Annotated in this window: 15 protein-coding genes and 1 riboswitch; of the genes, 7 read left to right on the plus strand and 8 right to left on the minus strand. The window is 47.1% G+C overall.

Going from position 1 to position 24,305, the window contains the following annotated elements; genetic code table 11:
- Position 1: 1 nt before the first annotated feature.
- Positions 2-3,079 (minus strand): OmpA family protein, encoded by a 3,078-nt coding sequence (locus K1Y79_RS21070; RefSeq protein WP_220252170.1) that lies wholly within the window; start codon positions 3,077-3,079, stop codon positions 2-4.
- Between the two features lie 491 nt (positions 3,080-3,570).
- Here K1Y79_RS21070 and K1Y79_RS21075 point away from each other — a divergent pair, with 491 nt between their 5' ends.
- Entirely contained in the window at positions 3,571-5,856 is a 2,286-nt protein-coding gene (locus K1Y79_RS21075) for a GH92 family glycosyl hydrolase (protein WP_220252171.1), read from the plus strand.
- 275 nt (positions 5,857-6,131) lie between these two features.
- Positions 6,132-7,289, plus strand: coding sequence for a FecR family protein (locus tag K1Y79_RS21080; RefSeq protein ID WP_220252172.1), 1,158 nt, complete (start codon positions 6,132-6,134; stop codon positions 7,287-7,289).
- A gap of 7 nt (positions 7,290-7,296) precedes the next feature.
- Here K1Y79_RS21080 and K1Y79_RS21085 read toward each other — a convergent pair whose 3' ends face one another.
- Together K1Y79_RS21085 and K1Y79_RS21090 are read right to left on the minus strand one after the other, a co-directional pair.
- Positions 7,297-8,910, minus strand: coding sequence for a Na+/H+ antiporter (locus K1Y79_RS21085; protein ID WP_220252173.1), 1,614 nt, complete (start codon positions 8,908-8,910; stop codon positions 7,297-7,299).
- A gap of 43 nt (positions 8,911-8,953) precedes the next feature.
- Positions 8,954-9,616, minus strand: coding sequence for a response regulator transcription factor (locus tag K1Y79_RS21090; RefSeq protein WP_220252174.1), 663 nt, complete (start codon positions 9,614-9,616; stop codon positions 8,954-8,956).
- A 758-nt stretch (positions 9,617-10,374) separates the two neighbouring features.
- Here K1Y79_RS21090 and K1Y79_RS21095 point away from each other — a divergent pair.
- Positions 10,375-11,154, plus strand: a complete 780-nt coding sequence (locus K1Y79_RS21095; RefSeq protein WP_220252175.1) for an SGNH/GDSL hydrolase family protein — start codon at positions 10,375-10,377, stop codon at positions 11,152-11,154.
- Positions 11,155-11,206: 52 nt separating this feature from the next.
- On the opposite strand, the gene K1Y79_RS21100 is transcribed toward K1Y79_RS21095, so the two are convergent.
- The 4 genes from K1Y79_RS21100 to K1Y79_RS21115 all read right to left on the minus strand — a co-directional run bounded on the left by K1Y79_RS21100 (position 11,207) and on the right by K1Y79_RS21115 (position 17,490).
- The gene (locus tag K1Y79_RS21100) at positions 11,207-14,248 is read right to left on the minus strand and encodes an efflux RND transporter permease subunit (RefSeq protein WP_220252176.1); all 3,042 of its coding nucleotides are present in this window, start codon (positions 14,246-14,248) and stop codon (positions 11,207-11,209) included.
- Between the two features lie 42 nt (positions 14,249-14,290).
- Positions 14,291-15,361, minus strand: coding sequence for an efflux RND transporter periplasmic adaptor subunit (locus K1Y79_RS21105; RefSeq protein ID WP_220252177.1), 1,071 nt, complete (start codon positions 15,359-15,361; stop codon positions 14,291-14,293).
- A gap of 25 nt (positions 15,362-15,386) precedes the next feature.
- Complete coding sequence (locus K1Y79_RS21110; protein WP_220252178.1) at positions 15,387-16,712, minus strand: TolC family protein; 1,326 nt, start codon at positions 16,710-16,712, stop codon at positions 15,387-15,389.
- Between the two features lie 175 nt (positions 16,713-16,887).
- Positions 16,888-17,490, minus strand: a complete 603-nt coding sequence (locus K1Y79_RS21115) for a TetR/AcrR family transcriptional regulator (RefSeq protein ID WP_220252179.1) — start codon at positions 17,488-17,490, stop codon at positions 16,888-16,890.
- A gap of 99 nt (positions 17,491-17,589) precedes the next feature.
- Here K1Y79_RS21115 and K1Y79_RS21120 point away from each other — a divergent pair, with 99 nt between their 5' ends.
- The 4 genes from K1Y79_RS21120 to K1Y79_RS21135 all read left to right on the plus strand — a co-directional run bounded on the left by K1Y79_RS21120 (position 17,590) and on the right by K1Y79_RS21135 (position 22,764).
- Positions 17,590-18,552, plus strand: coding sequence for an NAD-dependent epimerase/dehydratase family protein (locus K1Y79_RS21120; RefSeq protein WP_220252180.1), 963 nt, complete (start codon positions 17,590-17,592; stop codon positions 18,550-18,552).
- Between the two features lie 55 nt (positions 18,553-18,607).
- Positions 18,608-18,718: riboswitch (SAM riboswitch) on the plus strand.
- A gap of 167 nt (positions 18,719-18,885) precedes the next feature.
- On the plus strand, positions 18,886-20,058 hold the full coding sequence (locus K1Y79_RS21125; RefSeq protein ID WP_220252181.1) for a trans-sulfuration enzyme family protein: 1,173 nt from the start codon (positions 18,886-18,888) through the stop codon (positions 20,056-20,058).
- Between the two features lie 48 nt (positions 20,059-20,106).
- The gene (locus K1Y79_RS21130; RefSeq protein WP_220252182.1) at positions 20,107-21,426 is read left to right on the plus strand and encodes an amidohydrolase family protein; all 1,320 of its coding nucleotides are present in this window, start codon (positions 20,107-20,109) and stop codon (positions 21,424-21,426) included.
- A 39-nt stretch (positions 21,427-21,465) separates the two neighbouring features.
- Positions 21,466-22,764: a YdcF family protein gene (locus tag K1Y79_RS21135; protein ID WP_220252183.1), complete on the plus strand. Its 1,299-nt coding sequence runs from the start codon at positions 21,466-21,468 to the stop codon at positions 22,762-22,764.
- On the opposite strand, the gene K1Y79_RS21140 is transcribed toward K1Y79_RS21135, so the two are convergent.
- Positions 22,709-23,971, minus strand: a complete 1,263-nt coding sequence (locus K1Y79_RS21140) for a dicarboxylate/amino acid:cation symporter (protein WP_220252184.1) — start codon at positions 23,969-23,971, stop codon at positions 22,709-22,711. The genes K1Y79_RS21135 and K1Y79_RS21140 overlap by 56 nt on opposite strands.
- Positions 23,972-24,305: the final 334 nt, after the last annotated feature.

The following is a 24,305-nucleotide window of genomic DNA, read 5'->3' on the forward strand; positions in this document are numbered from 1 at the left end:
ATCAAGGTTTTTCTTCAGTGAAGATTTCCATTTCCACTCGTCTGTTCCTGTCCTTACCGGCTTTGTTGCTGTTGGCAGCAAGTGGTTTGGACTGACCGTATCCTTTGGTGGTAACTCTTTCAGCGCCAACACCTTTGGATACGAGGTATTGTCTTACTGCTTCACTTCTTTTTTCTGATAAAGTCTGGTTAAATGCTTCAGTACCTTCGTTGTCCGTATGGCCGCTCAGCAGCAGCTGCCATTCAGGATGTGACAGCAGCAGCGCTGCCATTTTATCCAGGGAAGGCAGTGAAGATGCTGATATGTCAGCTTTTGCACTGGAGAACTGAAGGTTTGAAAAGGCTGTATTAATAACTTCTTTTTCGTTCTTTTTGAGGTCAGCCGCTTTCAGGGCTGGTTTTGCTGCCGGTGTGGCAATAGAATCAGGAGACGGGGTCAGATCTATCGCATCCAGTGGACCTGGGCCAACCGGGAAACGTCTTTCGGAGTATGGTAATACAGTTCCATCAGGCAGCACTTCATCTGCACGGGAAGCTACGATCTGCCAGGTGAATGGCACGTTCGATTTACCACCCTGGAGTTCTTTTACGTCAAAGCCTTTTGCAGATTTGTTGGTTACAAAGACACCATTACACTCGCCTTCCAGCTGAATGAATACTTTCATCGGGTGTTTTGCATCTACACGGATCACTTTTGCCAGCAGATCTTCCAATTCGATATGCGCCGCACCATTTGTCAGTTCGCCGGTACCAAAATCCTGGAACAATACTTCAGGCGCTTCTGTACAGAACAGCAGGCGGTTTTCGCCGGTTTTGTCCTTTACAACGGTGGATTTGGTACCATTGGATATCAGACCATATAGACCGGTGGAGTTAGCGCCAGCCAGATAAGTATAAACGTGCACTTTAGCTGCGCTTGTACCAAATTCAAACACACCACCCCAACGTTCAACTACGTCAGTGGCATTACCTTTTGCAAAGCCCAGTACACCTACACCAGCGTAAGGAGTAGAAGCAGCACCTCCGGCAACACCGACAACGCCCGCACCACCATGACCTGGCAGCACTGTTACCTGGTTGTTACCTACACCCATCACACCTATACCATTGGTAGCGTTTGTGCCAAAGCCTATAGCACCAGCACGTGTACCCAAACCCATTACACCAGCGCCAATTTCAGGCGTGTTAGTCACAGTCTGGTAGTCAACGTTATTACCAGCACCAACAACACCTACACCGGAACCATGAGTGGACATACCCAGTACACCACCGGAGCGGAAAGAGTTTGTAGCTTTATAAGGAGAGTTGGTCATACCGATCACACCAAGACCACCACTGGTAGAAGAGTTGTAACCTCTTACACCTTCATTGAAACGGGTCGTACCAATTCCGTAAATACCAGAACCTACCTGGGTGAAACCTTTTACACCATAACCGTTACTTGCATTGTAGCCAGCTACACCTGCGCCGGTACCGCTGTTAGCGTAACCGATAATAGCGTTTGAGTAAATAGGCTGGTCATTGATAATACCGGTAGAGTGATCGCCGGAGAATACGGTGAACACGCCTTTACCTAGTGAAGTTCCTCCGTCGTCTGTACCGTTTATGATAATCTGAGGCTTGTCAGGAAAAATACGCATTCTTTCAAATTGTGTACCGGTACCACCGGCTTTGAATATGAAAGGATTGTCATCGGTAGTTCCTATGAAGTCAAGCGCCGGATTGGTTTCTGAGTTACCTCTTATCAGCCATGCCCTGTTACCTGATTTTAAGGTGTCAGGATTGGCAGTGGTTGTAATGCCTATAGAACCATCGCTTTTAAATTCCAGTCCGGCCAGGTTCCAGCCAATACCGTCCTGCGCAAGTATCTGCCAGGTACCGGTACTGTCATACACATAAGCTTTTCTGTCAGTACTGTTATAGTAAGCCATATTCAGCGTTGGCGTTGCAGGAGCTGCAGCAAGTGTACCCTGCCAGCTGATAGAGGTACCACTTGCACCGCTGGTACCGTCATTACCATCCTGTGCAAGTATCTGCCAGGTGCCGGTGCTATCGTATATATATGATTTCTTATCTGCAGTATTATAATATGCCTGGTTGAACAGTGGTGTTGCAGGAACGGTAGCCAATGCACCGAGCCAGCTGATGCCGGAACCACTTACACCGCTGGTACCGTCATTACCATCCTGTGCAAGTATCTGCCAGGTGCTGGTACTATCGAATATGTACGATTTCTTATCCGCAGTGTTGTAATATGCCTGGTTAATGGTTGGATCTGCCGGCGCTGTGGGAAGTGAGCCCAGCCAGCTAACACCTGTGCCTACACCATTCTGTCCGTCTGTGCCGCTTTCTGAGAATACCATCCAGGCGCTGCCATCGTAGATATAAGCTTTACGATCGGTCATGTTGTAGTATGCCTGATTCGCACCTGTAGGCGTTGGTTCGGCTGTAAAAGCACCTAACCAGGAGAGGGCAGGACCTGGAGTACCGTCAGTACCGTCCTGCGCTAAAATCTGTGCAGTGCCTGTGCTGTCGTAGATATAGGATTTTTTGTCTGTACTGTTATAGTACGCCTGACCTGCCGTTGGAGATACCGGAGGATTAGTCAGTGTACCAAGCCATTTAATGCTCACAGTGGTGCCACCGCCATTGCCACCTCCAGTGCCGCCATTCACAGCATAAAGTGCGTATGGAACGGCCATGAAAGGCATCGTACCAATAGGTACGAAGTTATTATTACCGTCTTTATCCAGTTCCACTTTCAGAAACTGGTCAGCTGTGTTCCATGGGATGTTGCTGAAGGAGCCAAGTTCGGGGCTGCCACTTCCGACGATAAGACTGAAGAGACCCTGGGAGTTAGTAGTGGTAAACTGTCTTTCAACATACAGGGGATTTCCGGTTGTACTACCGGCCAGGATGCTAAATCTCACCTGGATCGCCTGCAGTCTCAGCGGGTCACCATTTTGAACCCTTGCGAGTGCCTGATAGTTGAAGCCTTGCAAACCAGGCTGTTGCGCCTTGGCAAAGAAACTCGAACAGACAATAATGGGGACAAGTAAAATGAGTAAAATTGCTTTCATCTCATACAAGTTATAACAGTAATAAGGCTATAAGTATATAATATGACATTATATCTTATATTATAATAAAAGTAAAGATATGACTTATATTCTATTTATTGTTATTTTAATGTATGCTATACACGAATCACACGGACGTGGCATACCTACTTCCTGGAAATGTCATAAGCAGTTGAGGCAATTGCATATAACTTTCGTGTTATGAAAGCTGTTTTAACGCTCATTTACTTATTCGGCACGTCTCTGATTTTCAATTCCAGAAAATGGAACTGTTCTTATCACTACAACAGTTACGGCTATCTGATACACAAAAAGTGTTAGTCATAAAAAGACTGCCGGAAAGACTGGTCAGGTGACAAAAAAACATATTCCTCCTGGCTGTAGGCTTTAAAGTGTTGGTAAATTGTTAACTCTGCACGATAGTATTTTCACCTGTGTTCTATTTGTGCCGCAGGCAGCGTATATTGCTTCTTTTAACGGAATTTTGAGATATGCAATTGGGACTTAAGCATTACCCTGTGCTGGCCGCCTCTCTTTTATGGGCTGGCATGCAGGTAAACGGACAAGACAAAAAGCCAACTTTCGCTGCTGCAAAGGACTTTAAACCTTCAGAATACGTAAATCCCTACATCGGCTCCGGTGGCCACGGGCACGTATTCCTTGGTGCAAGCGTACCTTTTGGCGCTGTGCAGGTTGGACCTACCAACATCGTGAAGGGGTGGGACTGGTGTTCAGGATATCATTATTCTGACAGTGTTGTAATTGGTTTTCCGCAAACCCACCTGAGTGGTACGGGTATAGGCGATCTGGGAGATGTACTGATCATGCCCTATACTGGTAAAATCAGGACAAACCGTGGTACGCAGGAAAATCCAACAAGTGGTTATGGTTCCCGCTATACTCATGCACACGAAACGGCCAAACCAGGATATTATGCAGTAAAACTGGAAGATTATAATATCAATGTCGAACTCACTGCTTCCGAGAGGGTAGGGTTTCACAAATATACCTTCCCACAAGGAGAAGAAGGACATATCATCATCGATCTGAAAGAAGGTATCGGTTGGGATGCGCCTGTTGAGACCTTCATCCAGAAAAAGGACGACTATACATTGGTAGGATACCGCTTCTCCAAAGGATGGGCTGAAGATCAGCGCCTGTGGTTTGCCATCAAAAGCAGCGTACCTATGAAAGATTTCCAGGTATTCGACGGCGATAACAAACTGACTGGTATCGAAGGAAAAGGTAAAACTATCAAAGGGGTTATTTCCTTCGAGAAAGCACCAGCTCAGGCGATGCTGAAGGTAGGTATCTCTCCGGTAAGCAGTGAAAATGCGCTTGGTAACATCAATAAAGAAATACCATCCTGGGATTTCGCTGGTACTGTAAAAACTGCTACTGACAAATGGAACAAGGAATTGTCCAAAATTCAGCTGCAGACAAAAGATACCGCTAACAGAAGCATCTTCTACACAGCCATGTATCATACCATGATCGGACCTGCGCTTTTCAACGATCATGACCGCTCTTACCGCGGCACTGATAAAAAAGCATATCCAAATCCAGGCTTTGACAACTATACAGTTTTCTCGCTGTGGGATATTTACCGCTCCTGCGCACCGCTGTATACACTGACTCAGCCTGAAAGAGTAAGCAGTTTTGTAAACTCTATGCTCACTATCCATAAGCAGCAGGGTAAACTACCTATCTGGCCGCTGGTGGGAAGTGAAACAAACTGTATGGTAGGTTATCACGCGGTTCCTATAATCGCTGATGCATACCTGAAAGGATTCAAGGGATTTGATATCAATGAAGCATTTGAGGCAATGAAAGCTTCTGCTACCAGAGATGATCTGGGTATGAAAGATATCAAAGCGAAAGGCTATATTCCTGCTGACAAAGAATACGAATCTGTATCCAAGGCAATGGAATATGCTATCGACGACTGGTGTATAGCCGCTGTAGCTAAGAAACTGGGCAAGACTGAAGACTTTGCTTATTTCTCCAAGCGTGCGGGTTACTATAAAAACTATTTTGACAGTACCATTAAATTCGTTCGTCCGAGAATGGATGATGGCAGCTTCAAAACACCTTACGATCCTTTCCACTCTATCCACGAGAAAGGTGATTTCACAGAAGGTAATGGCTGGCAGTATACCTGGCTGGTACCTCAGGATGTTGAAGGTCTGATCAGCCTGATGGGTGGAGATGACGCTTTCACCAAGAAATTAGACAGTCTGTTTGTAGCCAGTGGCGATATGGGTGCAGAAGCTTCCAATGACATCTCTGGCCTGATTGGCATGTACGCCCATGGTAACGAACCTAGCCACCACGTAACTTATATGTACGCTTACGCAGGCAACCAATGGAAAACTGCTGAGAAGGTGAGACAGGTAATGAAAGACTTCTATACCACTACGCCTGAAGGACTGGCTGGTAACGAGGACGTAGGTGCTATGTCTTCCTGGTACATATTCTCCTCCCTCGGCTTCTACCCGGTAAATCCTGCGAAAGGTATGTATGTATTTGGTAGTCCGCTGTTTGAAAAGGCAACCATGAAATTGCAGGGCGGTAAGACTTTCACTGTAGAAAGCATCAATAACAGCCCTGAGAACATCTATATCCAGCAGGTAACACTGAACGGCAAACCATATAACAATAGCTATATCCGTCATGCGGATATTGTAAAAGGTGGTACACTGAAAATCACTATGGGCAATAAGCCTGCCTACGATTTCGGTAAAGCACCGGCTAACCGTCCGGACTCAAAGTACTAGTCATACACTGATATGACGCCGACCGGCTGTATTGCACACGCAATACAGCCGGTCTTGTTTTAACCTAACCCAGCTCCAGCCCCTAACTACACGTTACTCAATCGTTTACTTATATACTATCCTGCTATCTCTATAACAAATTGTTAGCAAATGCATTAACCGGTAATTAACAGTTTTAATGAGCAGATGTGCGTAGCTTCATGCAATAGATTGCAGATTGCTGTCTACCTATTCCACGTGCGGAGCCATCCACCACAAAAAGAACAGTAAACAAGATGAGTGAAAATCATGAACACATATACCAGTTGCTGCTGCAGAAGCGTAATGGTACCATCAACGAATCAGATGATCAATATGTATCCGGGCTGATAAATGGTCATGAGGATGTTGAACTCATGTGGAGGGCATTAAAACACAGTTTCTCCCTGCCCGGTGAGGAAAAGTTCTGGCAGCAAATAGACGTAACAAATGCCTGGACCAGCGTAAGACAAGAACTCTCTGTTAAAAATACCAATATACGTAGCATCCGTCAATGGCTGTTTGCCGCTGCTGTAGCAACGGTCGCCCTGACAGGTATCAGCCTGATATGGAAATCCACTCATCGTAGCCAACAGCTGGCGGCCGTGCCGCCAACTAAGAAACCTGCGGCACTTAAAGCCGGTTTACAATTGCAACTGGCCGGTGGTGAAACCATTGACTTACCCTATAATCAGGCGGGGCAGGATATCAAGGCAGGCGATGTAAAGCTCAGCGCCGGCGCTAAGAAACTGCAATACTCAGGGGGTAGCGCAATGGGTACTGGCTATAATACGCTTACTGTGCCCCCTAAAATGGACTATAAACTGGTACTATCTGATGGTACCGAGGTATGGCTGAACGCTACCTCACGCCTCCGTTTTCCCTTCAGCTTTACCGGCGACAAGCGTGAAGTATACCTGGATGGGGAAGGCTATTTTCAAGTAACCAGGAACGATGCAAAACCATTCATCGTACATACTGCGAAAACAGATATACAGGTCCTGGGTACCAGCTTCAATGTCAATGCCTATACAGACGGTCTGACCCGGACATCCCTGGTCAGTGGCGCAGTTATCAGCAGGGCAGCAGGCGACGAGGTAAAACTTAAACCTGGAGAGGAAGCTGTATACAGCTCCGACAAGGGGTATAAGGTTGCTACGTTCGATGACAGTGAAGTATTGGCCTGGATGAAAGGCGTATACGTCTTCCATAATACCTCGCTGTCAGAAATTGCCAGTGTAATTGATCGCTGGTATGGCGTAAAGGTGGTATTTGATAATAAAGAACTGGCCGGAAAGAAATTTACCGGAGGACTTGAAAAACTACAAAAGCTTGATTATTTCCTGGAAACACTGGATCTGATCGCATCAATAAAACACTCTTATGACGCCAATGGTGTTCTACACCTGAAATAAACGGCAGTTAGTGCCTGCTCCTGCCGCTTATTTCCGCTTCTTCAAGATCTAACAGACCTTCCTGCTTACGGAGTATCTCATCGTCAAAGAGATGCTCCTTTTTTAATCTGAATAGTTCCTTCCGCTGCAAACCTATCAGATGCCGGCGTATACTATGATAGCGTTCAATCTCATGTTGTTCGGTCTCGTCGCACTCCAGTGATGCCAGCTGGGTCGTTGACAAGGCAATGCCACTCTGCAACTGGTGCTGCAGATTCGCTACCAGCTCATTTTCTTCAATCTCTTTCCCGTACGATTCCTGCAACTGCGCATGTGCTACTTTCATCAGATGCAGCCGGATGCCTGTTTCCTGCTCCACTTCAGGTACTATATTATCTATCTCCTTCAGCTTCAGCCAGCGGGTGATCACCGGGAGTAACAGTCCCTGTATTACAAGGGTAACAAATATGACCACAAAGGTGATAAACAATATGAGATTACGGTGCGGGAAGCTGGATCCATTATCTAAAGCCAGCGGAATGGATAACGCTGAAGCCAATGACACTACACCACGCATTCCTGCCAGTGCAATGACCAGCGGTCCTTTCCATCCCGGACGGTTCTCTTTGGTACGTACAGACTTAAACAGAAGACGAGGGATATAAGTAGCCGGATACATCCATAATACACGGATGACAATAGCTAGTAGACTGATCACAATACCATAACGGATAGCTTCTCCCAAGGAATAATCTCCCAAACCATCTATAATCTCCGGTAATTCCAGCCCAATCAGGATGAATACAATGCCGTTCAGTATAAATGCCACCGTTTTCCATACACTGACCGCCTGCATACGCGCATTATAGTTAAGTATCTCGTGAGATCGGAAGGAGAGGAACAGCCCTCCGCTTACTACCGCCATAACGCCTGAAAAATGGAAGTATTCCGCTCCCAGGTACATAAAATAGGGAGCCATAAATGTAAATGAAGTCGAAATACTCGGCGTTGTTGGCAACCAGCGCAGGATAGCATAGAAAACATGGCCAATAGCTAAACCTGTTACAATACCCATCACCGTGACCAGGAAGAACTGTGTAGTCGCTTCATGCAGTGAGAATGTGCCTGATACTATTGCCACTAATGCAAACCGGAAAATAATAAGGCTCGACGCATCATTAACAAGACTCTCACCCTCCAGTATATAGATGGCTCGTTTAGGGAGTTTGACATTTTTCAGGACAGCGGTAGCTGCTACCGCGTCCGGGGGCGAAATAATACCGCCAAGCAGGAAGCCCATGGCCAGTGTAAACCCTGGTATCATCGCCTCAGACACATAGGCAACTATACCTGATGTGAACAATACCAGTCCAAAGGCCAGTAAGGCAATCGGACGTTTCCATTTCCAGAAGTTATGCCAGGAGGTATACCATGCTGCTTCAAAAAGCAGTGGTGGCAGGAATACCAGAAACACCAGTTCCGGTTCCATTGTAATACGTGGCACTCCTGGAATGAACCCAATAACCAGTCCGCCGAGGACCAGAAATATCGGATAAGACACTTTTAGTCGTTGTCCAAGCATCATTAACATGAAAACAACCAACAAAAGCGATAAAATCAACAATAGATTTTCGTGAATCATATATACCTGGCTTATAGAGGGAAACCCTTTCCCAGAGCCAAACTTAAGACAATATTTTATATTGCTGCGTAAGGTTTTTTATGGCATATTTGATCAGTGAATTATGACCTGTCAGGTTTAATTTCTTGGAGATGTTGTGTCTGTGATTTTCTACTGTTTTTATACTGATATTAAGTGCCTGCGCAATCTCTTTGGTGCTCATTCCTTCGGCAATCATCTGCATTACACGGAACTCTGTTTTGCTCAGCTTATGGTGTGCTTCCTGCGGAATAGCCGGCGCAGATATGATCGTCGTGTGTTTTTGTCTTTCCTGCACGTTAAAGATGGTAAAACGCGTCAGCCTGGACCGGATGCTCATCAGCAGTTCTTTACTCTTAAAAGGCCTGCAGAGAAAGTCATCTGCCCCAAGATTCATACCCATGCGCATATCTTCTTTATTCTCCTTTCCGGAGATGAAGATAAAAGGAATGTGTTGCAGAGATGTATCGTTTCTTAATTCCATCAGGAAATGAAAACCGCTTCCGCCACGTAGCTTTACGCCGCATACAATAATGTCGGGCTGATACTGACGGCTGATGTAAATACCTTCCTCAGCTGTGCTGGATGTATATACTTCGTAATGATGCAGGGTTAATAACTGGTGAATCTTCCTTATTAAAGCAGCATCTTCTTCAATAACCAGTACGCTGTAATTTGACTCTTTCATTGGCTAACTTAATTTGAGGTAGTTTGTTCGTCCCCGTTAGTTGTGTCGTTTCTGTGGCTGTTTTTTGCCAGACATTTGCTCAGCATTTTCTCTTTAAACGTATATCTGCTGCTAAAATTGGCAGGATTAAAAAAATGTCTCAGCATAGTTATAGGTCCCTTATATAGTTTTTGTGATCAATAAGGTTGTTTTTATTGATCGGTGAACAATTCACTTCCTGTCAGGCTCGTCGCAATGTATTACGGGCCGGGCAGGGGTAACATTTTTACAGTAAGGTCTTTCTCGGAATGGTGGGCATAGACAGCCTGAATCACGGCTGCACGTAAATATGCGTCAAATATTGGGGCATTGTATAGCCAAGTCTGCTGCCTTTTCTGAAAATAAGTGTTATCACCTAGAAATATGTGTGTCCTTACTCATTTTCCGGAACAGGCTCCGAAATTTACGAAATCGCGCGTAACATTTGCACATATTTACACAAGAAATCTTTAAATCATTATAAACGATAACATATCCATATCCATAATAAAGCCACAGATGGTTTCGCGACCGGTGTATGCTGATTATGTGTTGGTATACCAGGTATCTGCGAAGAATTTTTAAACACAGGTTTTCATAGGATAGATAACTACATGCCGCTCATTCCTGGGCGGCATATTTATTTTTATAATTATTATTTATTAGCTTTAGTCCTAACAGGTTTCGCCATTACCGTGGTATAACCAGCCACTAAGTGCATACTTAACTATCATAATTCCATGGAACAACAATCAAACTCCAACCGGAGGAATTTTATCCGGAACGTGTCACTGGGTAGCCTTGCCGCCCTCAGTCTTCCTAATATTGTATCTGCTGCTGTAACTCCGGCTGAAAATACTGCCCGTGCCAAAAAGGTGACGCTGAAGAAGGATGCTGTCATCCTGTTCCAGGGAGATTCCATTACTGATGCTGGCCGTAAACGTGATCAGAGTGAAGCCAACAACCCGGGCGCACTCGGTAATGGCTATGCCTACCTGGCCGCCGCCGCCCTGCTAAGAGAGTTTCCGGACAAGAACCTCAGGATCTATAACAAGGGTATTAGCGGTAATAAAGTATACCAGCTGGCCGAAAGATGGGATGCGGACTGCCTCCAGTTAAAACCTGACGTGCTCAGTATCCTTATCGGTGTAAATGACTTCTGGCATAAGCTAAATGGCAACTATAACGGTACCATCAAAACCTACCGTGATGACTTTACCAAACTGCTTGACCGTACTAAACAGGCGCTTCCCGATGTACAGCTCATCATCGGTGAACCCTTTGCCGTAAACGGCGTAAAGGCGGTTGATGATAAGTGGTTCCCGGAATTTAACGAGTACCGTGTAGCTGCCCGTGAGATTGCACTGAAATATGATGCTGCTTTCATCCCTTACCAGGCTATCTATGATAAGGCGCAGAAAACCGCCCCTGGTTCCTACTGGACAGGCGATGGGGTACATCCGGCTATTCCGGGTGCGTCGCTCATGGCTGCTTCGTGGATGGAAACAATCAAAAAATAAAGTAACGGCGCTTCATCCCGAAGCGCCGTTCACATTAGTAATATGCCTGCTGCTACTTGCCGGTCCTCGGCGGCATCAGTTTGTACACAACCGGCGTCACAATCCTTGACAACAAAGTAGAGCTGATCAGTCCTCCTATTAACACAATAGCCAGCGGCGCTATCAGCGGGTTCGTTGATAGCGCAATCGGCATCAGTCCTCCGATAGCTGTCAATGAAGTCAGTACTATCGGCAGGAATCTGATCTCGCCGGCCTCTCTGATAGCGTCCTCCAGGTTCCGGCCTTCCTCTCTCAGCTGATTCGTAAAGTCCACTAATAGAATAGTGTTTTTCACTTCAATCCCCGCCAGGGCTATCATACCTATAATCGCGACAAATGACAGCGAATTGCCTGTTACCCATAATGCTATCGCGGCACCCACTATTCCCAATGGAATCACTGACAGTACGATCAATGTACTCTTGAAGGTCTTAAATTCCAGCACCAGTACAGCTACAAACAGGAAGATCGTTACAATAATGATACTCATAAAACCTCCGAAGGAATCCTGCCTTGCCTCTACTTCACCGCCCATCTCATAACTATACCCTGCCGGCAACTTAAAAGCATCCATCTTTGCAATAGTGCTGTTAATTACACGGTCTGCCAGGAAGCCATCCTTCACGGATGCTGTTACTGATACCACTCGTCTCTTCTCCTGGTGATTGATATTCAGGGGCGATGCTTCCATTTTCAGACTCGCCACTTCCGACAATGGATAGGGCTTATCATCCTGGTTGTTGACATACAGATTATTGAACACTTCCATGGTTGGACGCCCATCCTTGTTTCTGGTCAGGAGTACATCATAATCATTGTCATTTTTGTCGGCATAATGCCCCAGGTCAAGTCCTGCCACTGCAAGACGTACGGTTCGGTCGATATTAATACTCGGAATACCTAGCAGCTGCGCTTTTTCCTTATTAATATCTATCCGGATGTCTGTTTTTAACAGCTTTACCGGGTTGTTGACATATATAGCGCCGGGCACCTGCTGCAACATGTTCTCTACGCTCGTTGCCAGATGGCGGAGGATATCCAGGTTATCGCCAAACAGTCTTACTTCTACTGCCGCTGGCGCTGGAGGCCCCTGTTCAAAGTTCATCACCTCTACCTTCGCACCCGGGTATGGCGTCCAGCGCTTACGTAGTTTATCAATCAGTTTCAGCTTGTCATCCGGGCTGGAATGTTCATCCAGCTGAATGAATATCTGGGCGTAGTCTGACCTTTCGTTTTCCTGTACAACGTTATAATAGATACGGGGATTACCTTTCCCTACATTGGTGGCAAAGTATTTAATCGACTTTTCATGCTGTAGTTCCTGCTCTACCTGCCTGGCAATTCCTTTGGTATAGTCCAGGCTGGATTGCGGCGGAGTAGTAATATTGATCAGAAACTGTGGTTTTTCTGATGCGGGAAATAAGCTGAAACCTACTACACCAAACAGGAACAGGGATGCGCCAAATATCAGTACGGTAAAAATGATCGTAAGCACAGGCCTGTTCAACGCTTTGTCCAGCAGGCGGGAATAACTGCCATGAATCAGTTTCTTTAATGTACGCATAAAGATGTTGCCGTCCGGGTGACCGGTATGCTCTGACAGTAGTTTGCTGGACAGGAACGGGATGATAGTCAGTGATACCAGCATGGAGGCAAATACGCTCAACACTACTGCCATAGGTAATCCACGGATGAAGTCACCTGCGCCTTCCGGCAAAAATACTAATGGCATAAAGGCAATCACCAATGCTGCGGTACAACCAACTACTGCCTGCCCGATCTGTTTGGTTGCTTTCAACGTTGCTTCCAACCGTCCATGCCCTTCCAGCATCCAGCGCTCAATATTCTCTACTACTACAATGCTGTCATCCACAAGCAGGCCAAGGGCTACTACCAGTCCCACAATACTTAGCTGATTCAGGTTATAGCCAAACACGTTCAGCAATATAACGCCAATGGCAAGTGATAGTGGGATAGAGATCATCACAATCAGTGCCGGGCGAAACCCAAGCGGCAGCAATGTTACTGCCACCAGCAGTATAGCAATGATAAAGTCTTTTCCTAGTCCGCCGAGACGCCTGTTCACATTTTCTGCCTGATCAAAATGCTGGATCATATCGATGTTGGACGGCAGTGTTTTCCTGAATGCGGCCAGCACGGGCACATACAGTTTCCTTGTCTCACTGATGTTTTCCCCTTCTTTCTGTGCGGCAACTATAAAAGCACAACGGCGGCCGTTCAGCCTTGTTTCATGTTGCTCGTCGGCAAAGCCGTAGTAGATGTTAGATACATCTTTCAGAAAGATGTTCTTACCCTGGCTGTTGAATACGACGGTGTTTTTTATTTCATCCAGCTGCTGATAACTACCGCTGCTTTTGATATTGTAGCTACGGTTACCTGCATTAACGCTGCCCCCGGGAATATTAGCCATCTCATTCTGAATGCTGGATATTACTTTATGTGCGGGCAGTCCCAGTTGCGCTATCTTTTCCAGGTTCAGCTCAATCCTGACCTGTCTGCCTGGAATACCATGTATCTCTACGTTCTTCAGTGCTTTGATCCTCTCCAGTTCGTCCTGTAGTTTCTCCGCGTAGTACTGCAGTTTGTCTTTCGGCGCGGTTTCAGACACCAGGGCGATCTGCATGATATTCACGTCGCTGGGCTGGACGCGCAGCACATCCAGACTGATATTGTCGGGCAATTCACCGCGCTTGCCATTTACTACCCGTAGCACCTCCTGGTACTTATCGTCTACATTGCTGTTATACTTATATTCCACGCGTATTACAGCCAGTCCATCACCAATATTGGTACGTACGCGTTTGATATTTTCCTGGGAAGAGAGCTCTTTCTCCAGCGGATCGACTACCAGGTTTTCCATATCTTTCGGACTGGTACCCGGATATACTACTACAACGCTGAACATCGGTGATTTGACTTCCGGGTCTTCAGACCGCGGCATGGATAGAATAGTCGTCAATCCTAGTACGATGATCATGATAAAGATGACCAGTGTGAACTGGTAGTTCTTTACCGCATAAGATGAAATTTTCATAGTGCTGATAATTTTAAGAACATTACCTGTGCGGTGAGAACATTATTTTACGGTGATGGTGCTGCCTTCTGTAAGATAGGCGCTGCCCGAAATAATAAGCGCTGCTGCCTGTTGCAGACCATTGCTGATGATGACTTTATCCGACTCCATCCCGGCAATGGTAACAGGTATCCTATGCGCTGTTTTACTATCGTTGGTGATAAATACATAGCCGGTATTTCCATCGCCTTCCAGCAAAGCATCATAGGGAATTGCCCACGGACCGTTCGCCGCTGTAGAGGTGACTGTTACCGGAGTAATAACCGCTTTCCCAAACATGCCGAACGCAATGGCTGCCGGCTTCTCTCCAGTCAGCGTAATGTCTGCGGTAAATGATCCGCTTTGGGGCTGTACACCTTCGGATTTGCGGGATACGTGCCCATGGAATGTTTTACCGGGAACAGCTTCCACTTCGACACTCGCTTTATCCTGTACATTGATGGCGGCCCACTCTCGGTTACTTACCTTGACGCGTAGCAGCCAGTTGCCGGACTGTGCGCCGTTAGTTTCCAGCACAGGTGTGCCAGGTTGTACAAGTTGTCCTTCACTGGCCAGCTTACGTAATACATAGCCGTTGGCAGTGGCGGTGATCCTGGAGTGAACAAGGTTGAACTGTGCAGTCTTATGTTGTTCGCCGGCCATATCCAACGCTGTTTTCGCATTCTGCAACTGTTCCAGTGTAGCAACGCTGTCCTTATACAGATTATCTACCCGCTGGTAGTCCCGCTGGGCTTTTTCAAGTCCTAACTGTGCCTGTTGTACCTGGGCATTGATCTCTACTGGATTCAATATGGCGAGCAACTGTCCCTGTTTAACCGCATCTCCCTCTTTTACCAGCATACGCTGTATAATACCACCGGTTTTGAAGGAAAGCAGTACTTCGTCGTCAGTGGTGAACTGTCCGGAGACGGCGATAGCAGGATGCGCATTCAGCTGTCCATTCAATGGTAACAGTTTCACGGGAATATCGGCTGACTTGGTATCCAAAGTGTTTTCAGCGGCGCTGGGCGCTCCGCAGGATATAATCAGGCCGGAGAAGGATGCCAGTAGTAAGTTGGAAAATGTTGGTTTCATGGTGCAATATTTTTAAGAGGTTTGTTTAAAGTTTATAAGTGGCTTTCGTACGTTCAATATCAGCAATAGCTGTTTGTACAGCGGCGTAGGCAACTGACACCTGCAACCGTGCGCTCGTCAGCTGGTTCTGCGCGTCCAGCAGTTCGATATATAACAGCTGTCCGGCTTTATAGACTTTGGCCTGGTCAGTGTAATACTTCTCTGACAATCGTAGTTGTTCACGTGCGCTGTTGAAACTGGCGATTGCCGTCCGGTAGTTATTTTCAGCGGTCTTTTGTTCCAGCTCAAACGACAAACTGGTCTGGTTATACGCTGCCTGCAGGTTACTGACGTCAATGGCCGCCTGCTGCGCTTTGTACTTTCTTTGTCCGGCGGCAAACAGATCCCATTGCAGATTCACGCCCCATAGGTAATACCGCGACCTGTTATCGACCTTCCAGTTAAATCCCTGTGACCCCAGGTCCAGGAAAGTGCTGAGCTTTGGTACCAGGTAAGCCTTTGACTGACGGTAGGAGAGGTCTGCAATTTTCTGTTGCTGAGAAAGCTGCAGTAACTCTTCCCGGGTATTGCCTGGATCTGTGGATAATGCGCTGATTTCTTCCGGCAGGAAAATGCTGCTGTCTATCACAATATCTGCCTGCAGGTCGCGGTTCAGCAGGAAGTTAAAATAAGCGCCTGCGTTGCGCTGTTTGTTCTCTGCTTCAGTAATAGACGCCTCCATTTTCTGCAGCTCTGCTTTGGCGCGGGTCAGAGCCGTGCTGTTCGTAACGCCATTGGCCAGGAAGCTGGTGTTCACCCGTATATTCTCCTGCGCCTGTAATCGGGCAGTATGAAAGATGTCCACCGCTTTCCCTGCCTGGTAATACTGATAATAGGCTGTCTTAATGTCTTTGACCAGTCTGCGCTTATATACATTGACGGCAGCCTGCTGCATGCTGATGCTTTCCCGGCGGATCTGCTGCGCATACCAGATCTCCGTATTAATCAGTGGGAGGGATGTACGCAGGCGTACATCGTAGAAGTTATCCGGATTAAGCAACTCAGACTGATTTTCCAGCTGCGGGAATTTCTGGCTGTTGGTTAGCTGGTTCAGCGTAGTGTACACTGGGTTCAGCATGTCGCCAATTGGAATGTCAATAGTACGGCCGCCGCCTGCACGGGTGTAACTACCGCCCAGACCTACCTGCGGAAAAAACAGGCTTTTAGCTTCCTGCAAGGCGTACATAGATTTCTCCAGCTGAAAATGCTGCTGCTTTAATCCCTGGTTCTGCGCAAACGCACTTTCGATATAGCCATCCAGCACTTTACGCTGCCCGGATGCCTCCGACGCACGTACCCCTATGAGAGCCATTATTATTATGAACGTTTTTCGTTTCATGATAGTAGTTGACATAATGAACAGTGTTTAGTAATCGACGATAAAAAAAGACACTATTCGTGTCTGTTGAGAATTTAATATTCTACCCTGCTACAGGTCAATGCAGCATAGATCATTTACACTTAGTTAGCAATATCCGAAGTGAGCCTTATTTTTTAATCATTTGCAGATACTCATCTACAGCAGCATTGACCAGCGCCCTTGTCTGCTCTTCATCCATCCCTAGGATCATAATCCTGTCCCGGATATGCAGCGATACCAGTCCGTGCGTGAACGTCCACAGTGACAACGCAGCTGTACTGATATTGCTGAACCGCAAAAGCTCCATACAGGGTTCTACTGTGCTGATAAGAAACCTGAATGCCTCGTCACAGTTAGGCCACTCATCGTCCACAGCCCTCATAGGAGAGCGCATAATAAACATCAGGTCATATAAGTCCGGATGCTTGAATCCAAAATTTACATAAGTACGCATCAGTCCTTCCAGTCTTTCGATCGGAGTCGTTCCTTCTACATCGTTCATGAAAGCGTCCAGCAGCTGGGCAAACGCAACGCCTTGCACTTCATATAGCAGTTCATCCTTGTCTTTATAGTACAGGTATATTGTAGCCGGACTATACTCAATCTTTTCCGCTATATTCCTGATCGATGTCTTCTCAAAACCATCATGAATAAACATTTCCATCGCAGCGCTGATGATGCGCTTACGCATCTCCAGCTTCTCCCGCTCTTTACGATCACTTATACCCATATTAAATCCTTTACAATGCAAATTTAATAAACACTGTTCATAAAATAAAATAAATTCAATAGTTTTACGTCACTATCTTATAAAAATAATGATCACCCTATGGTTAGCACTGCGTCAAGCCTTTCACAATCAGGAATTTACACAATTTTAGGAGCAGGAGGAATTATTGCGAGGGAGTTAACATCAGTATTACTGGCAAATGGTAAACAGGTCCGGCTTGTCAGCAGGCGAGCCAAGCCTTCCCCTGGCGTAACAGATGTAGTAGCGGCAGATATCACCGATCCGTTACAGACACGGAGGGCCATCAGCGGCTCGTCTGTCGTTTTTCTTTGCGCTGGGCTGACTTACGACCACAAGGTCTGGCAGGAGGCATGGCCCAAAATTATACAGAATGTCATTCATGCCTGTAGCGAAGGGGGCATCCCGCTGATCTTTTTCGACAATGTCTATATGTATGGCCTGGTCAATGGTAAAATGACAGAGGAAACGCCCCACAACCCCTGTAGTAAAAAGGGAGAGATCCGGGCACTGGTAGCAGGAAAGATCATGGACAGGGTAAAAGAAGGCCGGCTAACGGCGGCCATTGCAAGAGCTGCCGATTTCTACGGCCCCGGAGCCAGTGCCACCGGTGTGCTGAACATGATGGTCATCGATAAACTTGCTAAAGGCAAAACTGCCAACTGGCTGGGTAGTGATCTTGTTACGCATAGCTTTACCTACACACCCGACGCTGCCAAAGCCTTATTCATGCTGGCATCAGATCCTTCCTCCTATAACCAGGTCTGGCACCTGCCAACTACCAATCCGGCTCCTAACGGGAAAGAGTATATCGAGATGGTGGCGGCAGCCCTACGTACGCGGCCCAGATATATCAAACTCGGTAGCTTCATGATCAAAATGGCCGGTTTTTTCGATACTACTGTGTCTGAACTGTACGAAATGCGATATCAGACTACACACCCTTATATCTTCGACAGTACTAAGTTTGAAAAGCATTTTAATTTTACGCCAACTTCCTACCAGGACGGTATTACCGCAACGATTAAAAGTATGCAGTCCTAAAAAAAATTTGGTGCATTCATTTTTCCGTTCCTATATTTGCACCAGTTCTTTAAGTTTCTTATCAAGAAAGGCAGAGGGAAATGGCCCTGCGAAGCCTTAGCAACCATCCGGAACCACCAAACCGGAAAGGTGCTACATCCATCCCATACAATGGGAAAGATAAGTCAGTAGGTTTGATCGATATTTTATCAAAATATACTTCAACTCACCTGGCTACCAGGTGAGTTTTTTTGTTTTTAAGACCTTCCTGTTTACTATCTGCCATCTCTGATAAGTCTCCTGACAAGGACCTGTTTAATCAACAATTTTCATCAAACTCTAAAACACAAAGAGATGAGCACAATCACAGAATTAATCCATTCCATTCCCGTAGATCCTCACACAGGCGCTATCGCAGTACCCATTTACCAGACCTCTACTTTCGTGCAGGAAGCACCCGGCGTTAACAAGGGCTATGACTATGCCCGCACTAATAACCCAACTCGTGAAACGCTCGAAAAGATCGTTGCACAACTCGAAGCCGGCGCAACCGGTGCAGCCTTTTCCAGCGGATTAGCCGCTATTGACGCCATTCTTAAACTACTACAGTACGGTGACGAAATTGTTGCGGTAGACGATATCTACGGAGGGGCCTTCAGGTTGTTTAACAAAGTCTACCAGAAGTTCGGTATTAAAGTCACCTATGTCGATACTTCTGATGAACAGGCTATCTTCAATGCCATTACGCCCAAAACGAAACTGATATGGCTGGAAACGCCGACCAATCCAACACTGAAAATATCCAATATTGCTGCTATTGCTAAAATAGCCCAGGCCAGCAAATGCCTCTTCTGTGTAGACAATACCTTCGCTTCTCCCGTACTACAGCAGCCTTTGACACTAGGTGCAGACATTGTTATTCATAGCGCTACCAAATACCTGGGCGGCCACAGTGACCTGATTGCCGGTGTGGTAGTCACAAAAACGCCGGAACTGGGTGCGGAAATCAAGTTTTACCAGAATGCCTGCGGCGCTATCCTGTCGCCATTTGACAGCTTTTTGCTGATCCGTGGTATAGAAACGCTGCACCTGCGTGTCAGACAGCACTGTAGTAATGCACAGCGGGTAGCAGAACACCTTGCCGCTCATCCTTTGGTGGATAAAGTCTTTTATCCGGGTCTACCTTCACATCCGGGACATGAAATTGCCAGGCAGCAATCAAAAGGATTTGGCGGTATCGTATCCTTTACCTTGAAAGATGATACGGAAGCGGCGGCGCTGGCCTTCGTAACGGCGACGCAGTATTTCAAGCTTGCAGAAAGCCTTGGCGGTATTAAGAGTTTGTTATGTCATCCTGCCGGCATGACCCACAAATCCATCCCTGATGAAACCCGCAGAGCCGCCGGTGTAGCGGATAGCCTGATCCGTTTGTCCGTTGGCCTGGAAGAACCTGAAGACCTCCTTTCAGACCTTGATCTTGCCTTTCATAAAATTCAGCAGGCGGCCGTCCCTGTTTTAAGTATATAGTTTCGTAGTTTGCAGTTTCTGGTGATCCAGAATTGCAAATTGTTAACTATGCTTAAACTGGTAATTTTCAGTGTTTGCCTGTCCGCTATATCTTTGTGTACCAACGCGCAACAGCAAACTTCTTACATAATACAAGATGTTACTTTGATTGACGGGAGCGGGGGAGAAGCCCGTTCCCATGTCAGTCTGGTAATCAAAGACGATACCATCGCTGCCATACTGCCCGCCGGCACCAACTATCCCATTAAGGGCACGGAGGAAATTAACGGTAGCGGTAAGACGATCATGCCGCTGATGGTAGATGCACACTGCCATGTCGGTTTGCTGAAAGGCACTTCTATCGGTGCACAGCATTTCACCCCTGATAATGTATCCCGCCAGCTTGTCCAATACCTCCAATACGGTGTAGGTACCGTATTAAGCCTGGGTACCGACCAGCCTAACGGTTTCCTTCTGCGTGACGCTTCCCGGGCAGAGATGCTGGGTGGCGCTTCCTATTACACCGCGGGTTTCGGCTTTGGCGCACCCCGTGGGGTACCGCCTGTTGCCTTCGGCCCCAGTATTCTGCGGCCCGGCAGTGCTGATGAAGCCCTCCAGCAGATGAGAAACCTTGTTACACTCAAACCTGACTTTGTTAAAATATGGGTAGACGGCTCGCCCCGTATGCTGCCTGAGATTTACAGGGTGATCATAGCAGAAGCACACCTCCACAATATCAAAGTAGCCGCACACGTTTACTACCTGGAAGATGCCCGTCAGCTGGTGGACGCCGGTATAGATGTACTGGCACACAGCATACGTGACCAGGAAGTGGACGATGCACTCATTCATGCAATGAAGCAGAAAAATGTCTGCTATATTCCTACGCTTTGTATAGAAGAATTTGGCTTATCCTATGGCGCAAGTAACCCCGGATGGTTCACCGATCCTTTTTTTATGCGCTCGCTCGAACCGGGCGTATGGGACCTGCTGAACAGTGATACCTACCGCAAACAACAGCAAGACGACAAAGAAAAAGATCGTAAGATCAAGGCCTTTGCTATGGCTAAAAGAAACCTGCAGAAGCTGGATAGTGCAGGCGTCGTTATTGCCATGGGTACCGATTCCGGCGCGCAGCCGGTACGCGCACAGGGCTTTTCTGAACACCGGGAACTGCAACTGATGACAGAAGCAGGCATTCCTGTGCTGAAGGCCATCAGCTATGCTACCCATCAGGGTGCAGTGCTGTTAGGAATAGATAAACAAACAGGCGCATTGCAGCCTGGCAAAAAAGCGGATTTTATGCTGCTGGATGCAGATCCGCAACTGGATGTCAGGGCGACACAAAGTATCAGCGGCATCTGGAAGAATGGGAAACAGATACAGTAATCAAAAGAAGGGCGTAGCCAACACGCCTGTATGTAAGATATGAGATCAGCATTAAACATCGGTCTATGCCTGTTGCTGTCGTTCATGACATTGACCGGATATGGGCAGACAAGGAAGAAAAAAACAACAAAAGCAAAACCGAAGGCCAAAACAACGGCTACAAGGGCAGTGGGACCTGCCTACTCCGCCACACAACAATTGCAGGTCAGGAAGTCTTTCTTTCTGCTGTACATCCTGGAAAGAAAAGGCCCTGCACATGACCTGATTGTTAAAAACACAACGTTGAACGCGATCGCCCGTGAACGGCAGCTCCGCCTGACTAACGCCTACAGCCAATGCGCCGACGCCGCCTGTATCAGCGAAGCGCTGCGCTGGACAGAAGCCGAGATCCGCGAAACAAGCGATGAACTGAAAAAACTGGCGATGTCTGACAATGGCCTTGCCGCGTTGGTAGAACGCCTCAAAATTGAATCCCGGTACCCTGTCTACAACAATGATGCAGACACTACCTTCATCCGGAAAGCATGGGAAGACGTAGCCACCGGCATGAACCATATTTTCAAAGTATACCTGGCCGGCAAACCGCCCCGCTACCCGAAAATTGATTCTATCTCTTTCCGCCCTACAGACCCGGTTTTTGTACAACGCGTGAAAACTGCAACGCAGCAGGTCCTTGCGGTAGGTGCTGGCAACACCTTCTTCAAACAGCCCCTGCTAAGTGCGCTGAAAGCACTGGAAATCAATGGCAGGGATGAGGCAGTGCGCTATGAGCCTTTGTATAAAGGCAACAATGCAGCCCCATTCGCCAAGTCGAGAAGAATATACTGGAATGCATATAAATACAGCGCGATACTGGTACCAGGAAGCGGTCCGGGTAAGCCCGGCCGGTCAATAGACAGCATGGGTGCCTACCGTTGCGGACTGGCAGCAGAACAGTACAAACAGCGGTTAGCGCCTTTTATTATCGTTTCCGGCGGACATGTACACCCGTACAAGACACCGTTCTGCGAAGCTATCGAAATGAAGAAATACCTGGTCGGTAAACTGGGCGTGCCTGATAGTGCTGTCATCATTGAGCCACATGCCAGACATACTACCACCAATATCAGGAATGCGGTAAGGCTGACATATCTCTTCAATATGCCATCTACCAAACCAATGCTGATCGTATCAGACTCGTTTCAGTCGCTGGCAATTGAAAAGATGGCCATCCGTTTTATCAATGAACTGGGCTATCTGCCTTACAACGGACTGGAACGAAGAAGTAATACAGAGAATGTGATCAGGCCTGACCTGCGGGCATGGCAGCAGGATCCTGAAGATCCGCTCGATCCTTAAGCCAGTTCTTACCCTTCATCACCCTGGTTACCATCATGGCGGCTACTGTATCTCCGGTGGCATTCAGAATGGTAGCCAGGGGATCAACCAGGGTGCCAATTACCATCACAGCAGGTAATGCTTCTATCGGAAAACCATATACAGACATCACCAGCAGCTCCCCTATATACCCCCCGTTAGGAATCCCCCCTTCCACAATACTTACAATAACGGTAACACCCAGCGCCAGCAATACTGTATCGACGCCTGTCAGCGGACGGTTAAACATGGCAAATACAACACCTATTTTAATGATGGAGGAAATACTGGAACCATCCTTATGGAGGGATGCGCCTAATGGTACCACCACATTGCCGATATGTTCCGGCACACCCATACGCTGCGCACCAGTCAGATTAGCCGGTATAGTAGCAATGCTGCTGCAGGAGCCGAGCGCTGTAAAAGTGGGAATAAGGTTATTTTTCCAATAGATCCTTACACCAGCAACGCCACCAGCCAGAAAAGCATATACACTGAAAATTACGATGAAGTAGAATAGTCCGAAGCCATAGTACACCGCCATCGAGCTGGCGTAGGTGCCGAATAGCTGAGGGCCCAGCGTACCTACCTGGTAGGCAAAGTAAGCGCCGAGACCAACCGGTCCCAGTACCATGATAATGTCCAGCAGGGACTTCATAACTTCATTGCCCGAATGAAGGAAGTTGCGGAAGGCTTTACCGGCATCTCCGGCTTTGAGTGCAGCAAATCCTGTCAGGGCAGAGAAGATAATAAATGGGAGCATGTTTTTGCGGGATAGCAGCTCAAAGAACTCGCCCGTGGTCAGCAGCCTGACAATCTGTTGCCCGAAACCTTCCGGTTTCAGCTGGTCTTCTGCCGGGAAAGTACCAGGCGCAACCGCTTTCAGCGGGAATATCCATACAGCAACAATGGTCAGAAATGCAGATACCACTACAGTGCCCAGAAAGACCATGCTCATCACCGAAATGACGCGTCCGAGTTTTTGTCCGGGGTCGATGTTAGCGATTGCAGAGGAGATGGCGAAAAATACCAGGGGGATGACCGCCGTGAAGAGCAGGTTAAGAAAGATATCGCCAATGGGCTTGATCACTTCCACCTGTTTACCAAAGATCAGTCCGAGGATGCTGCCGGCAATGATACCGCCGAGGAGGGTGAGCAGGCTGCTATAGTTTTTAAGAATGTTCCGCATAGGGGTCAAATATATTGAAAAGTCTACTTTATCTGCTGGCCGGGTCATGGCTATTTAGGGGCAGGTGGCAGTATAAGCTGGTAGCTGTCTCGCTATGATAGGGGGATAAGTGTGAATACAACAAGCACCAGTTGCACATCATTTTCCCTTTCCGGATAGGTGTTTTCAGACATTGAAAAATTTAATTGTAAAATTGACATTTATACTTAACTTGCAGTTACTAGCAGATGTCTTTGCCAAGATTGAGAACCCGGTTATTCCACCGTTATCGAAGACTAATCCGCAGGCAATACATTCATCAGATTTATTCAGACATAACAACTGTCAGTTGCAG

Source organism: Chitinophaga rhizophila (assembly GCF_019492185.1).
Taxonomy (GTDB): domain Bacteria; phylum Bacteroidota; class Bacteroidia; order Chitinophagales; family Chitinophagaceae; genus Chitinophaga; species Chitinophaga rhizophila.

What these genes read in the sequence shown, in the direction of transcription:
- K1Y79_RS21070 (WP_220252170.1), bottom strand. Translation starts at nt 3,079, where the DNA reads ATGAAAGCAATTTTACTCATTTTACTTGTCCCCATTATTGTCTGTTCG.
- K1Y79_RS21075 (WP_220252171.1), top strand. Translation starts at nt 3,571, where the DNA reads ATGCAATTGGGACTTAAGCATTACCCTGTGCTGGCCGCCTCTCTTTTA.
- K1Y79_RS21080 (WP_220252172.1), top strand. Translation starts at nt 6,132, where the DNA reads ATGAGTGAAAATCATGAACACATATACCAGTTGCTGCTGCAGAAGCGT.
- K1Y79_RS21085 (WP_220252173.1), bottom strand. Translation starts at nt 8,910, where the DNA reads ATGATTCACGAAAATCTATTGTTGATTTTATCGCTTTTGTTGGTTGTT.
- K1Y79_RS21090 (WP_220252174.1), bottom strand. Translation starts at nt 9,616, where the DNA reads ATGAAAGAGTCAAATTACAGCGTACTGGTTATTGAAGAAGATGCTGCT.
- K1Y79_RS21095 (WP_220252175.1), top strand. Translation starts at nt 10,375, where the DNA reads ATGGAACAACAATCAAACTCCAACCGGAGGAATTTTATCCGGAACGTG.
- K1Y79_RS21100 (WP_220252176.1), bottom strand. Translation starts at nt 14,248, where the DNA reads ATGAAAATTTCATCTTATGCGGTAAAGAACTACCAGTTCACACTGGTC.
- K1Y79_RS21105 (WP_220252177.1), bottom strand. Translation starts at nt 15,361, where the DNA reads ATGAAACCAACATTTTCCAACTTACTACTGGCATCCTTCTCCGGCCTG.
- K1Y79_RS21110 (WP_220252178.1), bottom strand. Translation starts at nt 16,712, where the DNA reads ATGGCTCTCATAGGGGTACGTGCGTCGGAGGCATCCGGGCAGCGTAAA.
- K1Y79_RS21115 (WP_220252179.1), bottom strand. Translation starts at nt 17,490, where the DNA reads ATGGGTATAAGTGATCGTAAAGAGCGGGAGAAGCTGGAGATGCGTAAG.
- K1Y79_RS21120 (WP_220252180.1), top strand. Translation starts at nt 17,590, where the DNA reads ATGGTTAGCACTGCGTCAAGCCTTTCACAATCAGGAATTTACACAATT.
- K1Y79_RS21125 (WP_220252181.1), top strand. Translation starts at nt 18,886, where the DNA reads ATGAGCACAATCACAGAATTAATCCATTCCATTCCCGTAGATCCTCAC.
- K1Y79_RS21130 (WP_220252182.1), top strand. Translation starts at nt 20,107, where the DNA reads ATGCTTAAACTGGTAATTTTCAGTGTTTGCCTGTCCGCTATATCTTTG.
- K1Y79_RS21135 (WP_220252183.1), top strand. Translation starts at nt 21,466, where the DNA reads ATGAGATCAGCATTAAACATCGGTCTATGCCTGTTGCTGTCGTTCATG.
- K1Y79_RS21140 (WP_220252184.1), bottom strand. Translation starts at nt 23,971, where the DNA reads ATGCGGAACATTCTTAAAAACTATAGCAGCCTGCTCACCCTCCTCGGC.